Below are 22,822 nucleotides of genomic sequence, written 5' to 3'. Positions count from 1 at the left end.
ACTGTGTCTTTTTTAAATGACCAGTTCTGATGGTCTTGTACGAGAGGGTTTTATGGAAGGAACGAGCGATTTCCACGGGCCCTCAAATTCTTGTCGTCGATCGGGAATACCTTATCGCCATGGAAGCAGAGCGTATTCTCATGGATTCCATGGCCTGCACCGTTCGCATTGCCATGCCGCACGACTATGCCGAAACGATGGAGGCGGGCCGCTTTGACGTGGTGGTGGTCGATGCGGGTGTGGTGGAGGATCGCGGGTCGGATGCCATCAGGCGCCAGGGCCGACTGGGAGCAGCGGTCATCTTCACCACGCTGACCAATGATTCCATGGAGAGGTTGCCGGAGTTCAAAGGTTTCGCCAGTGTGGCGAAACCGTTTGTCGATGAGGAGTTGCTTTCAGCCGTCGCGATGGCTCTGAGGCTCCCGGAGCTGGATATCTAGCTTCCGAAAGCCCGCGAGGTGATGGCGGCATGGCCTGGATCCGGTCCGAAATCGCCTTCACCTGTCACGCCCAGAAGTTCCTGAAGGCGGGTGCGGGCTCGGCTAACGCGGCTCTTGATGGTGCCAACGGCACAGCCGCAGATCGTCGCCGCTTCCTCGTAGGCAAACCCGGCTGCACCGACCAGAATGATCGCCTCGCGCTGGTCATCAGGGAGTTTGTCGAGCGCTTTGCGGAAGTCCTGCAGGTCGAGCCGCCCATACTGCTCGGGATGCACCGAAAAGCGCTCGCTGAACAGCCCGTCCGTGTCCTGGACCTCACGTCCACGCTTGCGCATCTGGCTGTAGAACTCGTTGCGCAGGATCGTAAAGAGCCACGCTCGCATGTTGGTGCCGGCGGTAAAGCTTGTCTGGTTTGCCCACGCCTTCATGATCGTGTCCTGCACGAGGTCGTCAGCCTTGTCATGACGCCCGGTGAGAGACACAGCGAAGGCTCGAAGATTGGGCAGGGATGCGAGAAGGTCGCGCTTGAAACCGCGATCGTCGTTCTCGGTCATCGTCATTTTACTTTCACCGAATTGCTGCTGCGTTCGGCTTCATCGAGCTTCTCGAGAAGGTCCATAAAGCGGTCAGGAATCCCCTCTTCTTGCACCGCGTCGTAGAACTCGCGGAGCTTTCTCGAGATCGAAGCGTTCGGCGGCATCGATCCGGGTTTAATTTCATGATGTGAGATGGTCATGTCCTGCTTTTTTCGGGTTTCGTCACTCATCACGCGGGCAGCCTGTTGCGTTTCATCACGACAGAATGCGCCTAAAGAAAAAAAGTTCCACCTCTTGCGGAACATTTTTTCCAGTACCACGTTCCCTACCAGTCAATTTGCCCATCGGGCATCAGGGGAGAATACTGAATGTCACTGACCACGCGCGTTGCGTCACACCTTCCATACTTGCGTCGATATGCTCGAGCTGTGACCGGATCCCAAACATCCGGAGATGCTTATGTAGCCGCGGTTCTGGAAGCGCTGATCGCAGATGTTTCGATATTTCCCGAAACGTCCAAGGACCGTGTCTCGCTCTACAAACTCTTCGTTGCAATCTTTGGTTCCACCGCCATTGAGATCCGTCCGATCGATTCCCCCTTTGCATGGGAACAGCGTGCTGCAGCCAATCTTTCGTCGCTTCCGTCCATGGCCCGGCATGCCTTCCTGCTGATCTCCGTCGAGGGATTCACGATCGAAGAGACGGCCGAGGTGCTGGGCGTCAATGTCGAGAAGGCAACGCAGCTGCTGGACGAGGCCTCCAGGGAGATTTCCCGCCAGGTGGCTACAGAGATCATGATCATCGAAGACGAGCCGCTGATTGCGCTCGACATCGAGCAGATGGTTCAGGAGCTTGGCCATCGCGTGACGGGCATCGCGCGAACCCATAAGGAAGCCGTGCAACTGTTTCAGACGACCAGCCCGAAGATGGTGCTGGCGGATATCCAGCTTGCCGATGGCAGCTCGGGCATCGATGCGGTCAATGAGATCCTGAAGGCCTCCACGGTGCCGGTGATCTTCATCACCGCATTCCCTGAGCGCCTGCTGACCGGCGAGCGGCCGGAGCCTGCTTTCCTTGTCACCAAGCCTTTCAACCCGGACATGGTCAAGGCGCTGATCAGCCAGGCGCTGTTCTTTAACGACACGGTGAAGGCCGCGGCCTGATTCGAGGCAAAGGCGCAACGGGGGAGGCCACGTCTCTGTGGTGATCCCCGCATCCGGAGACGACCATGCTCGTTCCCCCGTTGCACCGTAGTCGCCCTTGGATATCCAGGGCCGTCATCTGCATTTCGGATGCTTCCTGTTAATTCTCGCTGATTGTATCGAGATGCCTGTAGCTGGTTGTTGGGCTGACTGCTTCTCTCTATAAGAAAGCCAACAGACGTCAGGAAAGATCGCGCGATCGCCGATCTTCTCGCTCGAATGGAACGGAGTGAACACATTGGTGCATCCGCTGACATGGCAGCACGCTAGTCAGAGCGATGGCAGGTTGCGGGAGTTCCTTATGCCGGCGCTGGTCGATTTGGGGGCCAGCATCATCATTCAGGATGCTCAGCAGCAGTACCTACTGGTTACGAACCTTCCGGATGTCTGGGCTCACGGCAATCTGGACGCACCATCCGACGAAGCAATTTTTGGCGCCGACGTTGCGACACGGCTCTCTGTGCTGAAGGCCGATCTGACGGAGCCGGGGCACAAGGGGCAGCTGGAGGTCATGGTCGGCGCGGAGCAATTCTTCGAGTTCCGGGTCCAGGCTATCGAATGCGCGCAGGACGGGGTGCATCTGGTGACGACGATCGTGGATCGGTCTGAGGAACGGCATCGCGAGCGCCTGCTGCGAGCCTTGCTCCGTGAGGTCAGCCATCGCTCGAAAAACCTGCTGGCGATCATCCAGAGCATTGCCCTTCAGACGGCGCGCCACTCCGGCTCGCTGGACCTTTTCCTGCACAAGTTTAGAGGGCGACTCTATTCGCTGTCTCAGTCCCAGGATCTGATCACCGATTCCAGCTGGCGCGGTGCCTATTTCTTCGAACTCGTCCAGCAGCAGACACAGAAATATCTGCCGGAGAACCGCGAGCTCGTAAAAGTACGTGGTGACAACCTGCTGCTCAGCCCCAACGCCTCACTGCATCTCGGGCTCGCCCTGCACGAATTGATTGTGAATGCCGTGAGTCACGGCTCCCTGCTGCGCAACGGCCTGCCGGTCGAGGTCTCCTGCATCCGCAAACATACCGATGGGCATGATGTGGTGGAGATGGTGTGGCATGAGCCGCTTCAGAGGGCTTATATGCCTGCAGACGATGGAGACGAGCTCAAGGCTCATTTCGGCAGCACGGTGCTGGAACGGGTGGTGCCTGCCTCGGTCAACGGCAAGGCACAATACGTGATCTCTCATGACCGCATCGCCTATCACCTGGTGTTTCCGCTGGAGGCCGCGGGCTAGCAGGATTGAGCCGTTGCCGCCTGAGTGCCGCATCCCAGAACTGAATTGGCCCGGTTTCTTGCGAAACCGGGCCAACTCATCTCTTCGAGGGGGACTGAAGAGTGATGCCTGGAAGCTTAGTAGGGCGGGGGACGGGGGGTGCTTCCAGACGTGGGCATAACGAGGTCATCCGTTTTTCGTTCCAGAAAAACATCCGAAACTTGAAAATTTCTGCGGCCATGGCGGGACCGTGTCCAAAAACTGAGAAACAGGGGAGCCGATGGAGGTCCCCTGCCGATCTCTAGCGTTTGAGCATGCGCGGATCGAGCGCGTCGCGGATGGCGTCGCCCATATAGTTGACGCTGAGTACGGTCAGCGAAATTGCCAGACCCGGCCACAGGACGCGTGATGGGGTCAGCTGCAGAAAGTTGGAACCGTCGAAGAGCAGGCGCCCCCAGGTGGGAAAGTCGGATGGGAATCCGAGGCCGAGAAAGCTCAAGGCCGACTCGGTAATGATCGCCGAGGCTATGCCGAGGGTGGCTGAGACCATGATCGAGCTCATCACGTTGGGCAGGATATGCCGGAGGATGATCTGGTATTCCCGCATGCCGCTGCTCCTGGCGGCCATGATGAATTCCTGGCTCTTCACCGCCAGCACGTCGCCGCGCACGATGCGCGCCGTGTGCATCCAACTGGTGATGCCGATGACGAAGACGATCAGGATGAAGATCCCCGTCTCCGGCCCGAAGGCGGCCCTCAGTGTGTCGCGGAACAGCATGATGATCACCAGCAGCAGCGGCAGCAGCGGCAACGCCAGGAAGAGGTCTGTGACGCGCATCAGCGGCCCGTCGAGTCGACGGACGTAGCCGGAGAGCACGCCCACCAGCGTGCCGAGGAAGAGCGCCAGCAGCATGGCCGTAATGCCCACCGCCAGAGAAATCCGGCCACCGGCGAGAACCTGCGCCAGCATGTCCTTGCCGAGGTTGTCGGTGCCGAAGGGATGCGCCAGCGATGGCCACTGGTTCTTGTCTCGGATGTTGATGGCGTTGGGCGCCACCCTGTGGATGAAGGGGCCGATATAGACGGCCACGACGATGAAGGTGAAGACGATCAGTCCGACGACGCCGCCCTTGTGGGCGCGAAACTGCCGCCACATGTCGCCCATGGCTGAGCGGGCGGGTGTCGATGGCACTGCGTTGATGGTGGCATCAGTCATAGCGGATCCTCGGGTCGAGAATGCCGTAAAGTACATCGGCGATCAGGTTGAAGAGGACGATCAGGACGGCGAAGATGAAGGTCAGCGTCTGGACCAGCGGGATGTCGGCACCCTGTACAGCAACGATCAGCAGTTGGCCGAGCCCGTTCACCCGGAAGATCTGCTCGGTGATGATCGCGCCGGAGAAGATCGTCGGGACGCCCAGCGCAATCACGGTGACAACCGGAATGAGGCTGTTGCGCAGGACGTGCACGAGAAGCACGGCCTTTTCCTTCACACCCTTGGCGCGGGCGGTGCGGACATAGTCCTGGTGCAGGTTGTCCAGCATGGAGGCGCGCACGAAGCGGGTAATCTGCGAGGCATTGTAGAGCGCCAGCACCGCCACCGGCATCGCCATCTGGCGGATCTGCGCCATCAGGCTGGAGAAGTCGTTGACCACGAGATTGGTGTCATAGACCGACGGGAACCACTGCAGGTAGGACGAGAAGATGACGATCAGCAGGACGCCGGTGAAGAAAGTCGGTACGGAATAGCCGACCATCGAGACGAAGGTGCCGATCTGGTCGAAGATCGAATACTGCTTGTAGGCCGAGATCACGCCGATCGGGACCGCCAGCAGGATGCCGAACAGGTAGGCGAGGCCAACGACCCAGAGCGTCTGCGGCATGCGCTGCACGATCAGGTCGACGACCGGGCTGCGGGTGGCCCAGGACAGGATGCGCATCCGTTCACCATCCCCGAACTGCCAGCCGGTCAGGCTTTCCAGGATGTTGAGCGGCTCGTTGATGAAGAACTGCTGCAGCCATTTCAGGTAGCGGATGAGGAAGGGTTGATCCAGGCCGAGCGAAGCGCGGATCTGTTCGCGCACTTCCGGTGGAATGGTGAGGGGCAGATCGCCGGTCGGGTCGCTCGGGGCGAGGTCGAGCAGCGCGAAGATGACGAAGCTGATGACCAGCAGGGTCGGGATTGCAAAAAACAATCGCCGCAGAGTGTATGTGAACATCGAAGCTCCCCAGACTGCAGCACCGCGCCCGCGGTACGGGTGTTCGCCAGTTCTGCAGGTTTCTGAAACTGCGACCATCGCCGGCAGGACCGGCGATGTGCCAGCGCGGAGAAAGAGTTTCCGGGCCCGCGTGCGGCGGGCCCGGAACGCTCAATTACTTGGCGCGATACCAGTCGGCGATGTTCCAGACCTGGGAGTCCCAGGAGTTCATGCGAACGCCCTGGAGCGAGGTGGCGAACGAGGACTGGTCACCACGATGCACGAGTGCGATATGCGCACCTTCCTCGGTCAGCATGTCGTTGAGCTGCTTGGAAAGCTCGGCACGCTTCTCGAGATCGGCGGTCCTGGAGAGTTCGCCGACCAGCGTGTCGTATGCAGGGTTGCAGTAGCGCGGGATGTTCTGGCCCTGCCAGCCGTTGGCCGGGCTCGGCATCTTGTCGCAAAGCCATTCGGCCAGGTACTTCTCCGGATCGGTACCGTCGAAGTTGTTGGTGTACATCTCGACGTCGGCATAGAACTTCTGGAAGGTGTCAGGGCTTGCCGGATCACCGCCGAAGAAGACCGAGGCGCTGGCGTTGCGCAGTTCGGCATCGACGCCGATCTCCGCCCACATGGCCTTTACCAGTTCCTGGGTTGCCTGCCGCACCGAGTTGGTGGACGTGGCATAGAGGTAGGAGAGGCGGACGCCGTCCTTGGCGCGAATGCCGTCGCTGCCCCGTTCCCAGCCGGCTTCGTCGAGCAGCTTGTTGGCAGCGTCGATGTCCTGCGTCAGGCACCAGCTGTCGTTCTTGGTGGAGGCGACTGTCTCCGGCGCAGGAACGATATTGCAGGTGGCCCGGCCCGACTGGCCGTAGCCGGCCTCGACGATGATGTCACGGTCGATGGCCAGCGAGAGCGCGCGGCGGACGGCCGGATCGCTCAGCGACGGGTGCGGACCGGCTTCTGCCGTCGAACGCTTGTCACCCAGCGCCGGATCGGCGTTGAAGTGGTTGAGGTTGATGCGCTCGACCTGGGTGCCGAAGGAGATCTCCAGCCTGCCCTTGCCGGCGGCCATCATCGCCGCCAGCACTTCCGGCTCCACCTGGGCGTTCCAGGCGTAGTCGTATTCGCCGGTTTCGAGCACGGCACGTGCCGCTGATGCCGCGTCGCCGCCGCCCTTCAGCGTAACAGAGGCGAAGGCGGGCTTGGCCGGATCCCGGTAGTTCGGGTTGGCCGTGAAGGTGATCACGTCGTTGGGCTTGAAGTCTGCGACGACAAACGGACCAGTGCCGATCGGGCCGAAGTTGGCCGATGTGCATCCCGGAGCGGCGGCGCCGAGGCAATCCTTGAACTGGGCCGCCTGGATGACCGGCGACTGGGCGCCGACGAAGGCGCTGTAGGGATAGGGTTTGGCTTCACTGAAGGTAATCTTCACCGTCAGCGGGTCGACGGCCTCGACGTTGGTGATGCCTTCGTATTGTGCCGCCTGGGCGCAGCCGCCGTTGGGGTCGGTGCAATACTTCCAGGTGAAGACGACGTCTTCGGCGGTGAAGTCGGTGCCGTCCGACCATTTGACGTCGGGCTTCAGCTTCCAGGTCATGCTCAGCATGTCCGCAGCGAAGCCGCCGTTGTCCAGCGTCGGTAGCTCGGTCGCCAGCCATGGCACGAGTTCACCGGTTTCATCGTAGCGCGCCAACGGTTCGATGACCATCGACGAGGCGAGGACTTCCTTGGTGCCGCCAGAGAGATACGGATTCATGGTCGAAACCGCCTGCCAGAACAGGATCTTCAGATCACCGTCGGTGCCCCGCTCCGCGTGCGCCATGGAACTCGAAAGCGCCATGGCGGCCACTGTTCCTGCAAGCAGGATTTTAAACTTGTTCATGCTGCTGTCCCCTTATATTTCTTGTTTAGGGTTGTGTGTGCCTGCCGCCAATTTTTCTTGAGGCGGCGCCAAGGATCTGCGACGAGAATTTTAGTAATTCATTGTTTTCGCAGATTATTTAGTCCTGGCCCTCCCTTGCGATGACGCTGATGGTTGCACAGTTGGTCCGGCACTCCCAGTCGTGCCTGACCAAATTTTAGGCCATCTAAGCATAGGCCTATTTTTCGTTCAAGCGGGAAAATTGAAGCTTGCAAAATGTCTCCGCGGCGGCGCAGTATCGGCTTAACCAGAGTGGGAACGACAACAAGAACAACGAGGTCATCGCATGCCAGTGCTCAATCGTGCCGCCGAAATGCAGGAGGAAGTTGCCGGATGGAGACGTCATCTCCACGAGCATCCGGAAATCCTGTACGATGTGCATGAAACGGCGAAATTCGTCGCGGACAAGCTGACGTCCTTCGGTTGCGACATCGTCGAAACCGGAATCGGCCGCACCGGCGTCGTGGCGATCATAAAGGGGCGGCAAGGGGACGGCCCGACGGTCGGCTTTCGTGCCGACATGGACGCCCTGCCGATCTTCGAGACGAGCGGCAAGGAGTGGGCCTCCAAGACACCCGGCAAGGCCCATTCCTGCGGCCATGACGGCCATACGGCGATGCTGCTGGGCGCGGCGCAGTATCTTGCCGAGACCCGCAACTTCAAGGGTTCCGTTGCGGTGATCTTCCAGCCGGCGGAAGAGGGGGGCGCGGGAGCGCTCGCCATGATCCAGGACGGCTTCATCGAGAAGCATTCGATCAGCCAGGTCTATGGCATGCACAATTCCCCGGGACTGCCGCTGGGAGAATTCGCCATCCGCAAGGGATCGGTGATGGCGGCGGCCGATACCTTCGAAATCATCGTCAACGGCCGTGGCAGCCACGCCGCGCAGCCGCATCTTTCCGTCGATCCGGTGCTGACGGCGGGCCACATCCTGGTGTCGCTGCAGTCGATCGTCTCGCGGCAGACCGACCCGCTGAAATCCCTCGTGGTGACGGTCGCGTCGATCCACGGCGGCGACGCCAGCAACGTAATCCCGGACACGGTGAAGATGGGCGGCACGGTGCGCACGCTGCTGCCGGAAACCCGCGATTTTGCCGAGAAGCGGCTGACGGAAGTGGTGCAGGCAACCGCGCTGGCGCATGGCGCAACAGCGCAGGTCAACTATCGCCGCGGCTACCCGGTGACCTTCAATCACGACGCGGAAACCGATTTCGCCGCCGAGGTCGCCGGCAAAGTGGCCGGGCCGAAGTCGGTGGACATGACGATGGCGCCACACATGGGCGCGGAGGATTTTTCCTACATGCTGGAGCGCCGGCCCGGCGCCTTCATCTTCATCGGCAACGGCGATACGGCAAGCCTCCACAACCCCGCCTATGACTTCAACGACGAAGCCTTGCCCTATGGCATCAGCTACTGGGTCACGCTGGCCGAAACGGCGCTCGCCGCCTGACCGTCTCCAATCCTGAAGAGGAAGAATGCCATGTCGCTTGCTGAAACGGCAATGGAAGGAACGGGCCAGCGGGTGGCGGCTGCGGTCGAGCCGGTGTTGTCCGTCCGCGACCTCACCACATCCTTCCGGGTGGAGGACGAGTGGCGGTCGGTGGTGCGCAAGATCTCCTTCGACGTCGCGCCGCGGGAGACGGTCGCCATCGTCGGCGAATCGGGTTCGGGCAAGAGCGTCACCTCGCTGTCGATCATGCGCCTGCTGCAGAAAGGGTCGAGCCGGATCGAGGGCAGCGTCAAGCTGCTCGGCCGGGAACTGCTGACCCTGCCGGACGAGCAGATGCGCCAGGTGCGCGGCAACGAGATCGCGATGATCTTCCAGGAGCCGATGACCTCGCTCAACCCGATCTTCCCGATCGGCAAGCAGATCGCCGAAGCGCTGACCGTTCACCAGGACATCAGCAAGGCGGAGGCGCGGGCGGAGGTTGTACGGCTTCTGGACAAGGTCCGCATCCCCAACGCCAAGAGCCGCTTCGACGAGTACCCGCACCAGTTCTCCGGCGGCATGCGCCAGCGCGTCATGATCGCCATGGCGCTGGCGTCGAAGCCGAAGCTTCTGATCGCCGACGAGCCGACGACGGCGCTCGACGTCACGATCCAGGGGCAGATCCTCGACCTCATCAAGACGCTGCAGGACGAGGAGGGCATGTCCGTCCTCTTCATCACCCACGACATGGGCGTGGTGGCCGAAGTCGCCGACCGGACGATCGTGATGTATCGCGGCGAGGGGGTCGAAAGCGGCCCCACCGAGGAAATCTTCCACCGCGGGCAGCATCCCTATACCCGGGCGCTCCTGTCGGCGGTGCCGAGACTTGGGTCCATGGGCGACCGCAAGCTGCCCCTGCGCTTTCCCAGCATCGACATCGGGACGGGCGAGCAGTTCGAGCTGCAGGACGTGACGGATACGGTGGCCAAGACGAAGACGCCGATCCTCGACGTCCGCGACCTGACCACCCGTTTTGATATCCACACGGGGATCCTCGGCCGCAAGAGCGGTGCCGTGCATGCGGTGGAGAAGGTGTCCTTCCAGGTGTTCGAAGGTGAGACGCTGGCGCTGGTCGGCGAATCGGGCTGCGGAAAATCCACCACCGGCCGCTCGGTCACCCGGTTGATCACACCAACGAGCGGCGAGGTCACGATCGACGGCTACAACGTCATGCAGCTCGACAAGACAAGCCTGCGGGCCATGCGGCGCTCGATCCAGATGGTGTTCCAGGATCCCTTCGCCAGCCTCAACCCGCGCATGAGCATCGGTTCTGCGGTCATGGAGCCCTATCTGGAGCACAAGCTGGGGACGAAGAACCAGGCGCGCGAAAAGGCCGCCGATCTTCTGGTCAAGGTCGGCCTTTCGCCGGACATGATGCGGCGGTTCCCGCACGAGTTCTCAGGCGGCCAGCGGCAACGCATTGCGATTGCCAGGGCGCTGATGCTCGATCCGAAGGTCATCGTCGCCGACGAGGCGGTTTCGGCGCTCGACGTGTCGATCAAGGCGCAGGTCTGCAACCTGCTTCTCGACCTGCAGCAGAGCCTGAAGCTCGCCTATCTCTTCATCAGCCATGACATGGCCGTCGTCGAACGGGTCAGCCACCGTGTCGCGGTCATGTATCTGGGAGAAATCGTCGAGATCGGCCCGCGCGCCGCCGTCTTCGAAAACCCGCAGCATCCCTACACGAAGAAGCTGATGGCGGCGGTGCCGATCCCCGATCCGTCGCGGCGCGGGATCAAGCGCAACATGGCCATCGAGGAGATCAAGAGCCCGATCCGCCCTGTCGACTACATCCCGCCCGTGCGGGAATACCGCGAAGTTTCGACGGGCCACCTGGTGCAGGTGGCCTGAACGGCAGCCTCGCCGCGTTCGCGCCTGTCATGCCCGCCGCCGACTGTTTGACAGGTGGCGGCGAAGCATGGCAGCAACGACGTCGGAGGAATACGCATGGCGAAACGGTCCGAACCACACGGGCGGCTGGACGACGCGGCGCGCGCCGGCTGGCTCTACTATGTTGCCGGTCGCACGCAAGACGAGATCGCTTCGGCGATGGGCATCTCGAGGCAGTCGGCGCAGCGCCTCGTGTCGCTTGCGGTGGCCGAACGGCTGATCAAGGTCCGGCTCGACCATCCGATCGCCGCCTGCCTGGAGCTCGGGGAAGGGCTTCGCAAGAAATACGGGCTTCGCCAGGTGGAGGTCGTGCCGAGCGATCCGGCGGCCGGGTCCTCCACCGTCGGGCTTGCCGAAGCCGGGGCTGCGGAGATCGAGCGGTGGTTGAAGCGGTCGGAGCCGATCGTGCTTGCGGTCGGTACCGGGCGGACGCTGAAGGCGGCCGTCGACCAGCTGTCGCCGATGGAGTGCCCACAACACCGCATCGTCTCGCTCACCGGCAATATCGGCCCCGACGGCTCGGCCGCCTATTACAACGTGATCTTCTCGATGGCCGACGCCATCAAGTCGCGGCATTTCCCGATGCCGCTGCCGGTGCTGTGCTCCTCGGCAGAGGAGCGCGACACCCTCCACGACCAGGCGCTGGTGCGCTCGACCCTGGCGCTCGGCGCCCAGGCCGACGTCACCTTCGTGGGGATCGGGGAGCTCGGGCCGGAGGGACCGCTCTGCATCGACGGCTTCCTGGCCCGGGACGAGATGATGACGCTCGTGGAGGGCGGTGCGGCAGGAGAGATCTGCGGCTGGATGTTCGACCATGACGGCAGGCTCCTGACCGGCTCCATCAACGACCGCGTCGCCAGTGTCCCGATACCCTCCAGTGACGCCTCCTGCGTCATCGGGCTTGCCCAGGGACGGCGAAAGCTGAAGGCAATCGCCGCGGCGTTGAAGGGACGGTTGATCAATGGGTTAATAACCGACGAGGCGACGGCTGAGCAACTGCTCCGCGTCTGAGCATAAATTTACCAAGCATCCACAACAGGTTGACGGATTTCGCTGCAGCGCAGCGATGATTTTCCGTTGACTTGCCCTAGGTGAAGGTGAGTAATTGCCCATGAGCAAAGCGAATGCTCGTTCCATCTTCGGGAGGAAGATCATGACTTACAAGACGATTCTGCTGGGCGCATGCTCAGCGCTGGCCATGTCCAGCATGGCTTCGGCCGAAACCCTCACCATTGCGACCGTCAACAACGGCGACATGATCCGTATGCAGGGTCTGACGGAGGATTTTACCTCCAAGAACCCCGACATCCAGCTCGAGTGGGTCACGCTTGAGGAAAACGTGCTGCGTGAGCGCGTGACGACGGACATTGCCACGTCCGGCGGCCAATACGACATTATGACCATCGGCAACTACGAAGTGCCGATCTGGGCCAAGCAGGGTTGGCTCACCGAACTGGCCGACCTTGGCGACGACTATGGCGTCGACGATCTGCTGCCATCGATCCGCGGCGGCCTGACAGTTGACGGCAAGCTCTACGCAGCGCCGTTCTACGGCGAGTCTGCGATGATCATGTATCGCAAGGACCTGTTCGAGAAGGCTGGTCTGGAGATGCCGGAAAACCCGACCTGGGAATTCATCGGCGACGCTGCACGCAAGATCACGGACCGCTCCGCCGACATCAACGGTATCTGCCTGCGCGGCAAGGCCGGCTGGGGCGAGAACATGGCTTTCATCACTGCGCTGACCAATTCGTACGGCGGTCGCTGGTTCGACGAGAACTGGCAGCCGCAGTTCGATCAGCCTGAGTGGAAGGAAGCCCTGCAGTTCTACGTCGATCTGATGAAGGATGCCGGCCCGGCCGGTGCCTCCTCCAACGGCTTCAACGAGAACCTGACGCTCTTCCAGCAGGGCAAGTGCGGTATGTGGATCGACGCCACGGTCGCCGCGTCCTTCGTATCCAACCCTGACGATTCCACCGTAGCCGACAAGGTCGACTATGCGCTCTTCCCGTCCAAGGAAGGTGTCGACAATAAAGGCAATTGGCTGTGGTCGTGGAACCTTGCCATTCCGGCAAGCTCGCAGAAGGCTGAAGCCGCGCAGAAGTTCATCGCCTGGGCAACCAGCGAAGACTACGCCAAGCTCGTGGCTGACAAGGAAGGCTGGGCCAACGTTCCTCCGGGCACCCGCACTTCGCTCTACGAGAGCGCGGAATACAAGGAAGCCGCTGCCTTCGCAGAGCCTACCCTTGCAGCCATGAATGCCGCCGACATCACCAAGCCGACTGTCGAGCCCGTCCCTTATACGGGTGGTCAGTTCGTTGCGATCCCTGAGTTCCAGGCGATCGGCACGAATGTCGGCCAGCTGTTCTCGGCCGTCGTTGCCGGACAGTCCTCGGTCGACGATGCGCTGGCCCAGGCACAGTCCGCGACTGTCCGCGAGATGACGCGCGCAGGCTACATCAAGTAAGCTCCTCCCGAGCAAGAACCCGCCCGGCCTTCGTGCCGGGCGGGCTCCCAAAAACCTTTTTCCACCATGTGAAGATGGCGGGGTCATTCCCCCGCCGCTGGCGGATGCGCTGATCCCAAGGGAGCGTGAAGATGGCGACGCACAACACCAAGGCCCTTGCCCGTCTGATGATGGCGCCGTCCGTCGTCCTCCTGCTGGTCTGGATGATCGTTCCCCTGTCGATGACGCTGTGGTTCTCGTTCCAGAACTACAATCTGCTCAGCCCTGGCAATGTCAGCTTCGCCGGCTTCTTCAACTACAGATACTTCTATTCCGATCCGGCCTTCTTCCAGTCCATCTGGAACACGCTGATGATCGTCGGCGGCGTCCTGCTGATCACCGTGATCGGCGGCACCTTCCTTGCGCTTCTCCTCGACCAGCCGATCTTCGGCCAGGGCATCGTCCGAATCCTGGTGATCTCGCCCTTCTTCGTCATGCCGCCGGTTGCCGCGCTGGTCTGGAAGAACATGATCATGCATCCGGGGTACGGCGTGTTTGCCGATATCAGCCGGCTCTTCGGCACCACGCCGATCGACTGGTTCGCGCAGTACCCGCTGCTGTCAATCGTGATCATCGTCGCCTGGCAATGGCTGCCGTTCGCGACCCTCATCCTGCTGACCGCCCTGCAGTCGCTGGACAGCGAGCAGCGGGAAGCCGCTGAAATGGACGGGGCGAACTTCGTCTCCCGCTTCATCTACCTGACGCTGCCGCATCTGGCGCGGGCGATGACCGTCGTCATCCTGATCCAGACGATCTTCCTGCTCGGCGTCTATGCGGAAATCCTCGTCACCACCAATGGCGGTCCGGGTTACGCATCCACCAACCTGCCGTTCCTCATCTACCGCACGGCCCTGCTCGGCTATGATGTGGGTGGCGCTTCGGCGGGCGGCATCATCGCCATCATCCTGGCCAATATCGTCGCCATCTTCCTGATGCGCGCCGTCGGCAAGAACCTGGACCGATAGGGGAAGATCATGGCACGCGCCGTCACCAACCGACACAAGGTCATCGCCACCGTCGCCGCATGGCTCATCGCCTTCGTGATCTTCTTCCCGATCCTCTATACGCTGCTCACCAGCATCAAGACGGAATCGGAGGCGATCGCGGGCTTCAGCCTGATCCCGTCGGGCACCTTCGAGAACTACATCACCGTGCAGACACGGAACGGCTACTTCAAGCCGTTCATGAACTCCGTCATCCTGTCAGTGGGGTCGACGATCCTGGCACTGATCCTCGCCGTCCCTGCCGCCTGGGCCATGGCATTTTCGCCGACGAAGCGGACCAAGGACATCCTGATGTGGATGCTGTCCACGAAGATGATGCCGGCTGTTGCGGTGCTCGTTCCGATCTACCTGCTGTTTCGCGACTTCGGCCTGCTCGACACGCGCATCGGGCTGATGGTCATGCTGACGCTGATCAACCTGCCGATCGTCGTCTGGATGCTCTACACCTACTTTCGCGAGATCCCCGGCGAGATCCTCGAGGCGGCGCGGATGGACGGGGCAGGGCTCTGGCAGGAGATCGTCTACGTGCTCACGCCGATGGCCTTGCCGGGCATCGCCTCGACCTTTCTTCTCAACATCATTCTGGCCTGGAACGAGAGCTTCTGGACGATCCGTCTGACGGCGGTCGATGCAGCACCCCTGACGGCCTTCATCGCCTCCTTCTCCAGTCCGCAGGGACTGTTCTGGGCAAAGCTCTCGGCGGCCTCCACCATGGCGATCGCGCCGATCCTCATTCTCGGCTGGTTCAGCCAGAAGCAACTCGTTCGCGGCCTGACCTTCGGCGCGGTTAAGTAAGGAAGACGAAGATGGGCAGCATCACGCTCAACAAGGTGTCCAAGTCCTTCGGCGAGGCCAAGGTCATTCCGTCTATCGACCTCGAGATCCAGGACGGCGAATTCGTCGTCTTCGTCGGTCCTTCGGGTTGCGGCAAGTCGACGCTGCTGCGGCTGATCGCGGGTCTGGAGGATGTCAGCGGCGGGTCGATCCTGATCGACGGCCAGGATGTGACCGACAAGGCGCCGGCGCAGCGGCGCCTTGCCATGGTCTTCCAGTCCTATGCGCTCTATCCGCATATGAGCGTGCGCAAGAACATTGCCTTCCCCCTGAAGATGGCGAAGATGGACCAGGCGGCCATCGACCGGAAGGTGTCCGACGCGGCCAGCATTCTCAATCTCACCGACTACCTCGAACGCCGGCCGTCGCAGCTTTCGGGCGGGCAGCGCCAGCGCGTGGCGATCGGTCGGGCGATCGTGCGCGAGCCGACGGCCTTCCTGTTCGACGAGCCGCTGTCCAACCTCGACGCATCCCTTCGCGGCACCATGCGGCTGGAGATCAGCCAGCTGCACAACACGCTGAAGACGACGATGGTCTATGTGACCCACGACCAGGTCGAGGCCATGACCATGGCCGACAAGATCGTCGTGTTGAACCGGGGCAATATCGAGCAGGTCGGTTCGCCGCTCGAACTCTACTCGTCGCCGCGCAACCTCTTCGTCGCCGGCTTCATCGGTTCACCGAAGATGAACCTGATGGAGGGTGAATACGCCCGCTCGAAGGATGCCAAGACGGTCGGCATCCGGCCGGAGCATCTCGTGCTGTCGCATGAGAGCGGGCTGTGGACCGGCACGGTCACGGTCGCCGAGCATCTCGGATCCGACACCTTCCTGCATGTCGAGGTGGAGGGCATCGGCCACATCAATGCGCGCGCCGACGGCGAATTCGGGGCGCGTCATGGCGACCGGATCTTCCTGACGCCGAACGACACGAAGCTTCACCGCTTCGATGAACAGGGCCTGGCGATTTAACGTCGGAGTGGAGCCAGCAATGACCATCAAACTATCGTCTGCCGCGCTGGGCGAGATCGCCCATACCGCTGCCGTTCCGGCCTATGATCCGATCATGCTGTCGCCCGGCATCCTGCACTTCGGCGTGGGCAATTTCCATCGCGCCCACCAGGCGGTCTATCTGGACGACCTCTTCAACAAGGGCCATGACCTGGACTGGGCAATCGTCGGCGCCGGTGTCATGCCGTCCGATGCAACGATGCGCGAAAAGCTTGCCGCCCAGGATTTCCTGACGACCGTCGTCGAGCAGGACAACAATCGGACCGCCGCCCGCGTCACGGCGCCGATGATCGACATCATCGCGCCGGGCGAAACCGAAACCATCATCGCGGCACTCGCCGACCCGCGCATCCGCATCGTCTCGATGACGATCACCGAGGGCGGCTATTTCGTCGATGCCGCCGGCGCCTTCAATCCGGGGCACCCGGCGATCTTCGACGACGGCCAGAACCCGGATCGGCCCAAGACGGTCTTCGGGCTGATCGTCGCCGGGCTGAAGCGCCGCAAGGCGAAGGGTGTCGCACCCTTCACGATCATGTCCTGCGACAACATTCCCGGCAACGGTGAGGTGACGGAGAACGCGGTCGTCGGCGTCGCTGCCCTGTCGGACCCGGCATTCGCCGAGTGGATTGCCGAAAACGTGGCCTTCCCGAATTCCATGGTGGACCGCATCACGCCGGCCACCGGCCCGCGCGAGATTGATTTCCTGCGCGACACGTTCGGCATCGAGGACAGTTGGCCCGTCTTCTGCGAGGAATTCAAGCAGTGGGTGATGGAAGACAATTTTCCGTCCGGGCGTCCCGCTCTGGAAGAGGTCGGGGTGCAGTTCGTCCCCGACGTCGCACCCTATGAGCACATGAAGATCCGCATCCTGAATGGCGGCCATGCGGCGATCGCCTATCCGGCGGCGCTCCTCGACATCCACTTCGTGCACGAGGCGATGGAGCACCCGCTGATCCGCGCCTTTCTGGAAAAGCTGGAGAAGGAAGAAATCATCCCGATCGTGCCGCCGGTGCCGGAGACCGATCTCAACGAATACTACGACCTGATCGAGCGGCGGTTCGCCAATCCGAAGATCGGCGACACCATTCCGCGGCTGGCGCAGGACGGCTCCAACCGGCAGCCGAAGTTCATCCTGCCGTCGACCGCTGACCGTCTTGCAGAGGGCAAGGACATTGTCGGCCTCTCGCTGGTCTCCGCCCTCTGGTGCCGCTACTTCGAAGGCACGACCGATAGCGGCAAGGTGATCGTCTTCAACGACACCAGTGCGGACAAACTCCAGAAGGCTGCCAAACTGGCGCGGGACAACCCGGAGGCCTTCCTTGTGTTCGACGAGATCTTCGGCGAGGTTGGCAAGTCGGAACTCTTCCGGCAGCGCTTCTCGCATGCCTTGAAGACGCTATGGAGCGAGGGGACGGCGCGGACACTGGAGCTCTATCTCCAGAATTCTCTGGTCAAGTAGCGGGGTCAAGGGCGTGGTTGAGACGGTACGACCGCTGGTGATCTTCGATTGCGACGGCGTGCTCGTAGACAGCGAGCCCTTGTCCGTCAGCGTGCTGGTCGAAGCCCTTAACCGAAAGGGCGTCGACATCGGCGAGGACGAAGCCTATGCGCGCTTTCTCGGCCGTAGCCTTTCAACCGTCTCGCAGATCCTCCACGACGATTTCGACCATAGCATCGACGATGTCTTCCTCGATGACCTGCGCCATCATCTCTACGCGCGCTTTCGTCAGGAACTGAAGCCTGTTCCGGGGGTGGCACAGGCGCTCGACGCGCTGGAATGGCCGCGCTGCGTGGCCTCCTCCAGCCAGCCGGAGCGCATCCGCCTTTCCCTCTCGCTGACCGGCCTGCTGGAGCGCTTCGAGCCGCATATCTTCAGCGCCTCCATGGTCTCGCGTGGAAAGCCGGCGCCGGATCTCTTCCTGCATGCGGCCAATGCCATGGATGCGAAGCCGTCCGCCTGCATCGTCATCGAGGACAGCCCGGCCGGCATCGAGGCCGCGCAGCGTGCCGGGATGGCGGTCTTCGCCTTTGTCGGAGGCTTGCATGCCAATGCCCCCGGCTACCGCGATCGGGTTGCAGAACTGGCACCCGACGTCGTGTTTGACGCCATGCCGGATTTGATACACCTTGTCCGCAAACACATTGAGGGCTCCGGAAGCCGTCTCCCGCAGCGCGCGGTCTAGCGCGCGGGATGCACACCTTGAGGGCGCCCCTGCGGGCGGGGAACATATCCTGATGCGAGATCACGTCGTTGCGGTCGATATCGGCACGGCCAGCGCCCGCGCCGGCGTTTTCGATCGCGAAGGCCGGCTGCTGGCAAAGGCCAAGCACCCGATTGCGATGCAGAGGCTGCGCGAAAACCACGCCGAGCATGATTCCGACGACATCTGGCGGGCCGCCTGCAAGGCCGTGCGCGAAGCATTGGCCCAATCCGGCCTCACCGCCGGGCGCATCGCGGCCATCGGTTTCGACGCCACCTGCTCGCTGGTGGCGCGCGATGTGAATGGTCGCCAGCTTACCGTCTCGATGGGAGGAGACGACCGCTTCGACACGATCGTCTGGCTCGACCATCGGGCCATTGCCGAGGCCGAAGAGATCTCCGCCACCGGGCATCCTGCACTTGTCTTTTCCGGCGGATCGCTCTCTCCCGAGATGGAGATGCCGAAGCTGATGTGGCTGAAACGGCATCTGCCGGAGACCTGGCAGCGGGCCGGCTATTTCTTTGATCTTGCCGACTTCATGACCTGGAAGGCGACCGGATCGCCGGCTCGCTCGCGTTGCACGCTGACGGCCAAGTGGAACTACCTTTCGCATGAAACGCCAGGCTGGCAGCAGGATTTCCTGGCGCAGGCGGGCCTCGAGGATCTTCTCGAGCGGGGCGGTCTCCCGCACGAGACGGTCGCCGCCGGGACAAGCATCGGCTGCCTCAGTATCGAAGCCGCGTCAGATCTCGGGCTCGATACCGGCTGCGAGGTCGCGGCCGGGCTGATCGATGCCTATGCGGGCGCCTTCGGCGTGCTGGGCGGCGCGGCGGATGGTGGGGCGCTGGAAAGGAGTGTGGCCCTGATCGGCGGCACGTCGAGCTGCATCGTCTCCTTCGCCGCCGATGCCAAGCCCGGCCGCAGCCTCTGGGGGCCATACTTCGAGGCAGTGCTGCCCGGGCACTGGCTGGTGGAGGGTGGCCAGTCGGCGACCGGCGCGCTGCTCGACCACATCGTGCGCATGCATGCCGCCGGCGGCGAGCCGACCTCGGAGCTGCACGGTCGCATCATCGCTCGGGTCCAGCAATTGCGGGCGGAACAGGGGGCGGAGCTTGCCGCGGGCCTGCACGTGCTGCCGGACTTCCACGGCAACCGCTCGCCGCTGGCCGATCCGCATGCGACGGGCGTGGTCAGCGGGCTCACCCTCGACACCTCCTTCGATGGCCTCTGCCGGCTCTACTGGAGAAGCTGCGTCGCCATCGCGCTCGGTATCCGGCACATCCTGGAGACCATGGACGGCTATGGCTACCGCTTCGAGACCCTGCATGTGACCGGCGGGCACGTCCACAACCCGCTGCTCCTGGAGCTCTATGCCGATGTCACCCGCTGCCAGGTGGTGGTTCCCGAGACGCAGGACGCCGTGCTGCTCGGCACTGCCATGACGGCGGCGGCTGCAGGCGGCATCCATGAGAGCCTGGCGGCTGCCGGACAGGCGATGGCGGCGAAAGCGCTAGCGCGGCACGCCGATCTCGGGACGAGCCGATCCTACGACCGCGACTACCGGCGCTTCCTCGCCATGGTGCGGCATCGCGCCGAACTGCTGTCGATCTCCTGACCGCTTGCTCTCTCCCGGCCGCATGCCTACATCCGGTGAGCCCCGCAGGAGATGCCGATGATCATTGAAGCCGCCCGCCGTTCGCTCCTCAACCTCTTTGCCCCGGAGACGCGCGCCGTCTTCTGGAAGGTTCTCGGGCTCACCATCCTGGTGCTCGTCGGGCTGTGGCTGGCGCTTCGTCAGACATTCGCCGCGGTCATCTGGCCCTGGTTTGCAGTCTACCTGCCGGATGTGCCGGACTGGGCCGGCTGGCTGACGCTGATCGCCGCGATCCTGGCCGGCGTCGGGCTGGCGCTGCTGCTCGCCCTGCTGATTGCGCCGATCACGGCTCTGATCGCCGGTCTCTTCCTCGACGACGTCGCCGAGGTGGTGGAGAAGCGGGATTACCCGACGGACGTGCCAGGCACGCCGATGCCGCTCGGCCAGGCGATCATCGGCTCGCTGAAGTTCCTCGGCGTCGTCATCATCGGCAACATCATCGCCCTGCTGCTGCTCTTCATTCCCGGCATCAACCTCGTCGCCTTCTTCCTCGTCAACGGCTACCTTCTCGGGCGGGAGTTCTTCGAATTCGCAGCCATGCGCTTCCGGTCGCCGCCGGAGGCGCGCGCCTTCCGGTCAAAGCATCGCGGTACCGTCTTTCTCGCCGGACTGCTGATCGCCGGCTTCCTGGCGATCCCGATCGTCAACCTCTTGACCCCGCTCTTTGCGGCCGGGCTGATGGTACATCTCCACAAGCTGATATCGCAGCGCGACACGGCCTTCCGGATCGGTGCAGCGACGACGGCAGCCGCCAGGCGCGGATGAGCTGTTGAAGGCAGCCCTAATGGCTCCCTTCAGCCGGCCGGATGCGGTATGGGAGGGAGACTTTATCCTCCCACGAAAGCCGCATCATGCCGCACTCCAGTAACATCAGCGCCGCGCTGTTCGATGGTGAGCAGCCGAAGGATCCACGGGCGATCCTGAAGCGGGTCTACGGCTATGATGCTTTCCGGGGCAAGCAGGGGGCGGTCATCGAGCGGGTGGTCGCCGGCGGCGATGCGGTCGTTCTCTTTCCCACCGGCGCCGGCAAGTCGCTCTGCTTCCAGATCCCGGCGCTTGCCCGTGAGGGCGTCGGCATCGTCGTCTCGCCGCTGATCGCGCTGATGCGCGACCAGGTGGAGGCGCTGAAGCAGCTTGGCGTGCGGGCCGCGGCGCTGAACTCCTCTCTCACCCCGGAGGAATATGCGGAGGTGCGCCGGTCGCTTGCGGACGGCACCCTCGATCTTCTCTATGTCACGCCGGAGCGGATCACGACCGCCGGGTTCAAGGACATGATCCGCTCGACGAAGATCGCGCTGTTTGCCATCGACGAGGCCCATTGCGTCTCCCAATGGGGCCACGACTTCCGGCCCGAATACCGCGAGCTTGGCCATCTCGCGGAGATGTATCCCGGCGTGCCGCGCATGGCGCTGACGGCGACCGCCGATCCGCATACCCGCGAGGACATCATCGACAAGCTGGCGCTGCGTTCGGCGGAGGTGTTCACCACCTCCTTCGACCGGCCGAACATCGCCTATGAGATCGTCGAGCGCGACCAGCCGCGCCAGCAGCTCTTGCGCTTTCTCTCGCGCCACAAGGGATCGAGCGGTATCGTCTACTGCCTTTCGCGCGCCAAGGTGGAGGAGACGGCCGAATGGCTGAACGGGCAGGGCATCCGCGCGCTCGCCTATCATGCCGGCATGGATCGATCGGTGCGCGACGCCAACCAGGATGCCTTTCTCAAGGAGGAGGATCTCTGCCTCGTCGCCACCGTCGCCTTCGGCATGGGTATCGACAAGCCGAACGTGCGCTATGTCGCCCATCTGGATCTGCCGGGCTCCGTGGAAGCCTACTATCAGGAAACCGGGCGTGCCGGCCGCGACGGCCTGCCGTCGGACGTCTGGATGGCCTATGGAATGGCCGACGTCATCCAGCGCGGGCGGATGATCGACGGCGGTCAGTCGAGCGAGGACATCAAGCGGGTCGAGCGCTCCAAGCTCAATGCGCTGCTCGCCATCTGCGAAACGCCCGGCTGCCGCCGCCAGTCTATCCTTGCGCATTTCGGCGAGGCGCATCCGGGGGCCTGCGGCAATTGCGATACCTGCCTGAAGCCGGTCGAGACCTGGGACGGCAGCGAGGCGGCGATTAAGGCGCTGGCGGCCATCTATCGAACGGGCGAGCGCTTCGGCACGGGCCATCTGATCGATGTGCTGCTCGGCAACGAGAACGAGAAGACCAGCCGCTTCGGGCACGTCGAGATGCCGGTCTTCGGCGCCGGCAAGGATCTGCCGTCGAAGACCTGGCAGTCCGTCTACCGCCAGCTGCTGGCGGCGGGCCTCGTCACCGTCGATCATGAAGCCTTCGGGGCGCTGAAGCTCGGCCCCGAGGCGCGCGCCGTCTTCCGGCACGAGCGCGAGGTGCGGTTCCGCAAGGACCGGCCTACGTCCGCCAAGGCATCGCGCGGCGCGTCTTCCGGTGCGGCCAGCGCGCGGTCATCGCTCGAGGGCGCCGACATGGAGCTCTTCGAGGCCCTGCGCCAGACGCGCCTGGAGATCGCCAAGGGGCTTTCCGTGCCGCCGTACGTGGTCTTTCCGGACACGACCCTCGTCGCCTTCGCCACCAACCGGCCGACCAGTCCCGAAGAACTGCTCGGCATCTCCGGCGTCGGGCAGTCCAAGCTTGAGCGTTACGGCGACGATTTCCTGGAGGTGATCCGGGCGCATACGCGGTAGT

At 62.8% G+C, this 22,822-nt stretch carries 20 protein-coding genes; 15 read left to right on the top strand and 5 right to left on the bottom strand.

Annotated features, from left to right (window positions below):
- Positions 1-29: 29 nt before the first annotated feature.
- A complete protein-coding gene (locus M1E10_RS22140; protein ID WP_499174928.1) occupies positions 30-440 on the top strand; it encodes a hypothetical protein in 411 nt (136 codons plus the stop codon).
- On the opposite strand, the gene M1E10_RS22135 is transcribed toward M1E10_RS22140, so the two are convergent.
- Together M1E10_RS22135 and M1E10_RS22130 are read right to left on the bottom strand one after the other, a co-directional pair.
- Complete coding sequence (locus tag M1E10_RS22135) at positions 437-1,000, bottom strand: RNA polymerase sigma factor (protein ID WP_499174927.1); 564 nt, start codon at positions 998-1,000, stop codon at positions 437-439. The two genes, M1E10_RS22140 and M1E10_RS22135, sit on opposite strands and share 4 nt — an antisense overlap.
- Positions 997-1,176: a NepR family anti-sigma factor gene (locus M1E10_RS22130; RefSeq protein WP_499177267.1), complete on the bottom strand. Its 180-nt coding sequence runs from the start codon at positions 1,174-1,176 to the stop codon at positions 997-999. The genes M1E10_RS22135 and M1E10_RS22130 overlap by 4 nt, the downstream gene beginning before the upstream one ends.
- A 168-nt stretch (positions 1,177-1,344) precedes the next feature.
- Between M1E10_RS22130 and M1E10_RS22125 the strand changes: the two genes are divergently transcribed.
- Both M1E10_RS22125 and M1E10_RS22120 read left to right on the top strand, forming a co-directional pair.
- Positions 1,345-2,139 carry a response regulator gene (locus M1E10_RS22125; RefSeq protein WP_499174926.1) on the top strand — a complete coding sequence of 265 codons (795 nt, stop codon included), beginning with the start codon at positions 1,345-1,347 and terminating at the stop codon, positions 2,137-2,139.
- Between the two features lie 340 nt (positions 2,140-2,479).
- Positions 2,480-3,418, top strand: coding sequence for a sensor histidine kinase (locus tag M1E10_RS22120; protein WP_499174925.1), 939 nt, complete (start codon positions 2,480-2,482; stop codon positions 3,416-3,418).
- 280 nt (positions 3,419-3,698) lie between these two features.
- On the opposite strand, the gene M1E10_RS22115 is transcribed toward M1E10_RS22120, so the two are convergent.
- The 3 genes from M1E10_RS22115 to M1E10_RS22105 form a co-directional block, all read right to left on the bottom strand.
- A complete protein-coding gene (locus tag M1E10_RS22115; protein WP_499174924.1) occupies positions 3,699-4,613 on the bottom strand; it encodes an ABC transporter permease in 915 nt (304 codons plus the stop codon).
- Entirely contained in the window at positions 4,606-5,616 is a 1,011-nt protein-coding gene (locus M1E10_RS22110; RefSeq protein WP_029617988.1) for an ABC transporter permease, read from the bottom strand. Before M1E10_RS22110 ends, M1E10_RS22115 begins: the two co-directional genes overlap by 8 nt.
- 154 nt (positions 5,617-5,770) lie before the next feature.
- Positions 5,771-7,480, bottom strand: a complete 1,710-nt coding sequence (locus M1E10_RS22105) for a peptide ABC transporter substrate-binding protein (RefSeq protein ID WP_499174923.1) — start codon at positions 7,478-7,480, stop codon at positions 5,771-5,773.
- A 325-nt stretch (positions 7,481-7,805) separates the two neighbouring features.
- On the opposite strand from M1E10_RS22105, the gene M1E10_RS22100 reads away from it, so the two are divergent.
- From M1E10_RS22100 to recQ, 12 genes are all read left to right on the top strand, one after another.
- Complete coding sequence (locus M1E10_RS22100; protein ID WP_499174922.1) at positions 7,806-8,969, top strand: M20 aminoacylase family protein; 1,164 nt, start codon at positions 7,806-7,808, stop codon at positions 8,967-8,969.
- Positions 8,970-8,999: 30 nt separating this feature from the next.
- Entirely contained in the window at positions 9,000-10,859 is a 1,860-nt protein-coding gene (locus tag M1E10_RS22095) for an ABC transporter ATP-binding protein (RefSeq protein WP_499174921.1), read from the top strand.
- Between the two features lie 96 nt (positions 10,860-10,955).
- Positions 10,956-11,909, top strand: coding sequence for a sugar-binding transcriptional regulator (locus tag M1E10_RS22090; protein ID WP_499174920.1), 954 nt, complete (start codon positions 10,956-10,958; stop codon positions 11,907-11,909).
- Positions 11,910-12,051: 142 nt separating this feature from the next.
- Positions 12,052-13,365 carry an ABC transporter substrate-binding protein gene (locus M1E10_RS22085; protein ID WP_499174919.1) on the top strand — a complete coding sequence of 438 codons (1,314 nt, stop codon included), beginning with the start codon at positions 12,052-12,054 and terminating at the stop codon, positions 13,363-13,365.
- Between the two features lie 131 nt (positions 13,366-13,496).
- Entirely contained in the window at positions 13,497-14,369 is an 873-nt protein-coding gene (locus tag M1E10_RS22080; RefSeq protein WP_499174918.1) for a carbohydrate ABC transporter permease, read from the top strand.
- Positions 14,370-14,378: 9 nt separating this feature from the next.
- A complete protein-coding gene (locus M1E10_RS22075; protein WP_499174917.1) occupies positions 14,379-15,203 on the top strand; it encodes a carbohydrate ABC transporter permease in 825 nt (274 codons plus the stop codon).
- Positions 15,204-15,214: 11 nt separating this feature from the next.
- Positions 15,215-16,213, top strand: coding sequence for an ABC transporter ATP-binding protein (locus M1E10_RS22070; protein ID WP_499174916.1), 999 nt, complete (start codon positions 15,215-15,217; stop codon positions 16,211-16,213).
- Positions 16,214-16,232: 19 nt separating this feature from the next.
- Positions 16,233-17,714 carry a mannitol dehydrogenase family protein gene (locus M1E10_RS22065; protein ID WP_499174915.1) on the top strand — a complete coding sequence of 494 codons (1,482 nt, stop codon included), beginning with the start codon at positions 16,233-16,235 and terminating at the stop codon, positions 17,712-17,714.
- A 13-nt stretch (positions 17,715-17,727) separates the two neighbouring features.
- Positions 17,728-18,438: an HAD family hydrolase gene (locus M1E10_RS22060; RefSeq protein WP_499174914.1), complete on the top strand. Its 711-nt coding sequence runs from the start codon at positions 17,728-17,730 to the stop codon at positions 18,436-18,438.
- A gap of 52 nt (positions 18,439-18,490) precedes the next feature.
- On the top strand, positions 18,491-20,071 hold the full coding sequence (locus M1E10_RS22055) for an FGGY-family carbohydrate kinase (protein ID WP_499174912.1): 1,581 nt from the start codon (positions 18,491-18,493) through the stop codon (positions 20,069-20,071).
- Positions 20,072-20,128: 57 nt separating this feature from the next.
- On the top strand, positions 20,129-20,875 hold the full coding sequence (locus M1E10_RS22050; protein WP_499174911.1) for a sulfate transporter family protein: 747 nt from the start codon (positions 20,129-20,131) through the stop codon (positions 20,873-20,875).
- Positions 20,876-20,961: 86 nt separating this feature from the next.
- Positions 20,962-22,821 (top strand): RecQ family ATP-dependent DNA helicase, encoded by a 1,860-nt coding sequence (gene recQ, locus M1E10_RS22045; RefSeq protein WP_499174910.1) that lies wholly within the window; start codon positions 20,962-20,964, stop codon positions 22,819-22,821.
- Position 22,822: the final 1 nt, after the last annotated feature.

The organism is Rhizobium sp. PK7-22, from assembly GCF_056530405.1.
This window is presented reverse-complemented; position numbering and strand designations above follow the sequence as displayed.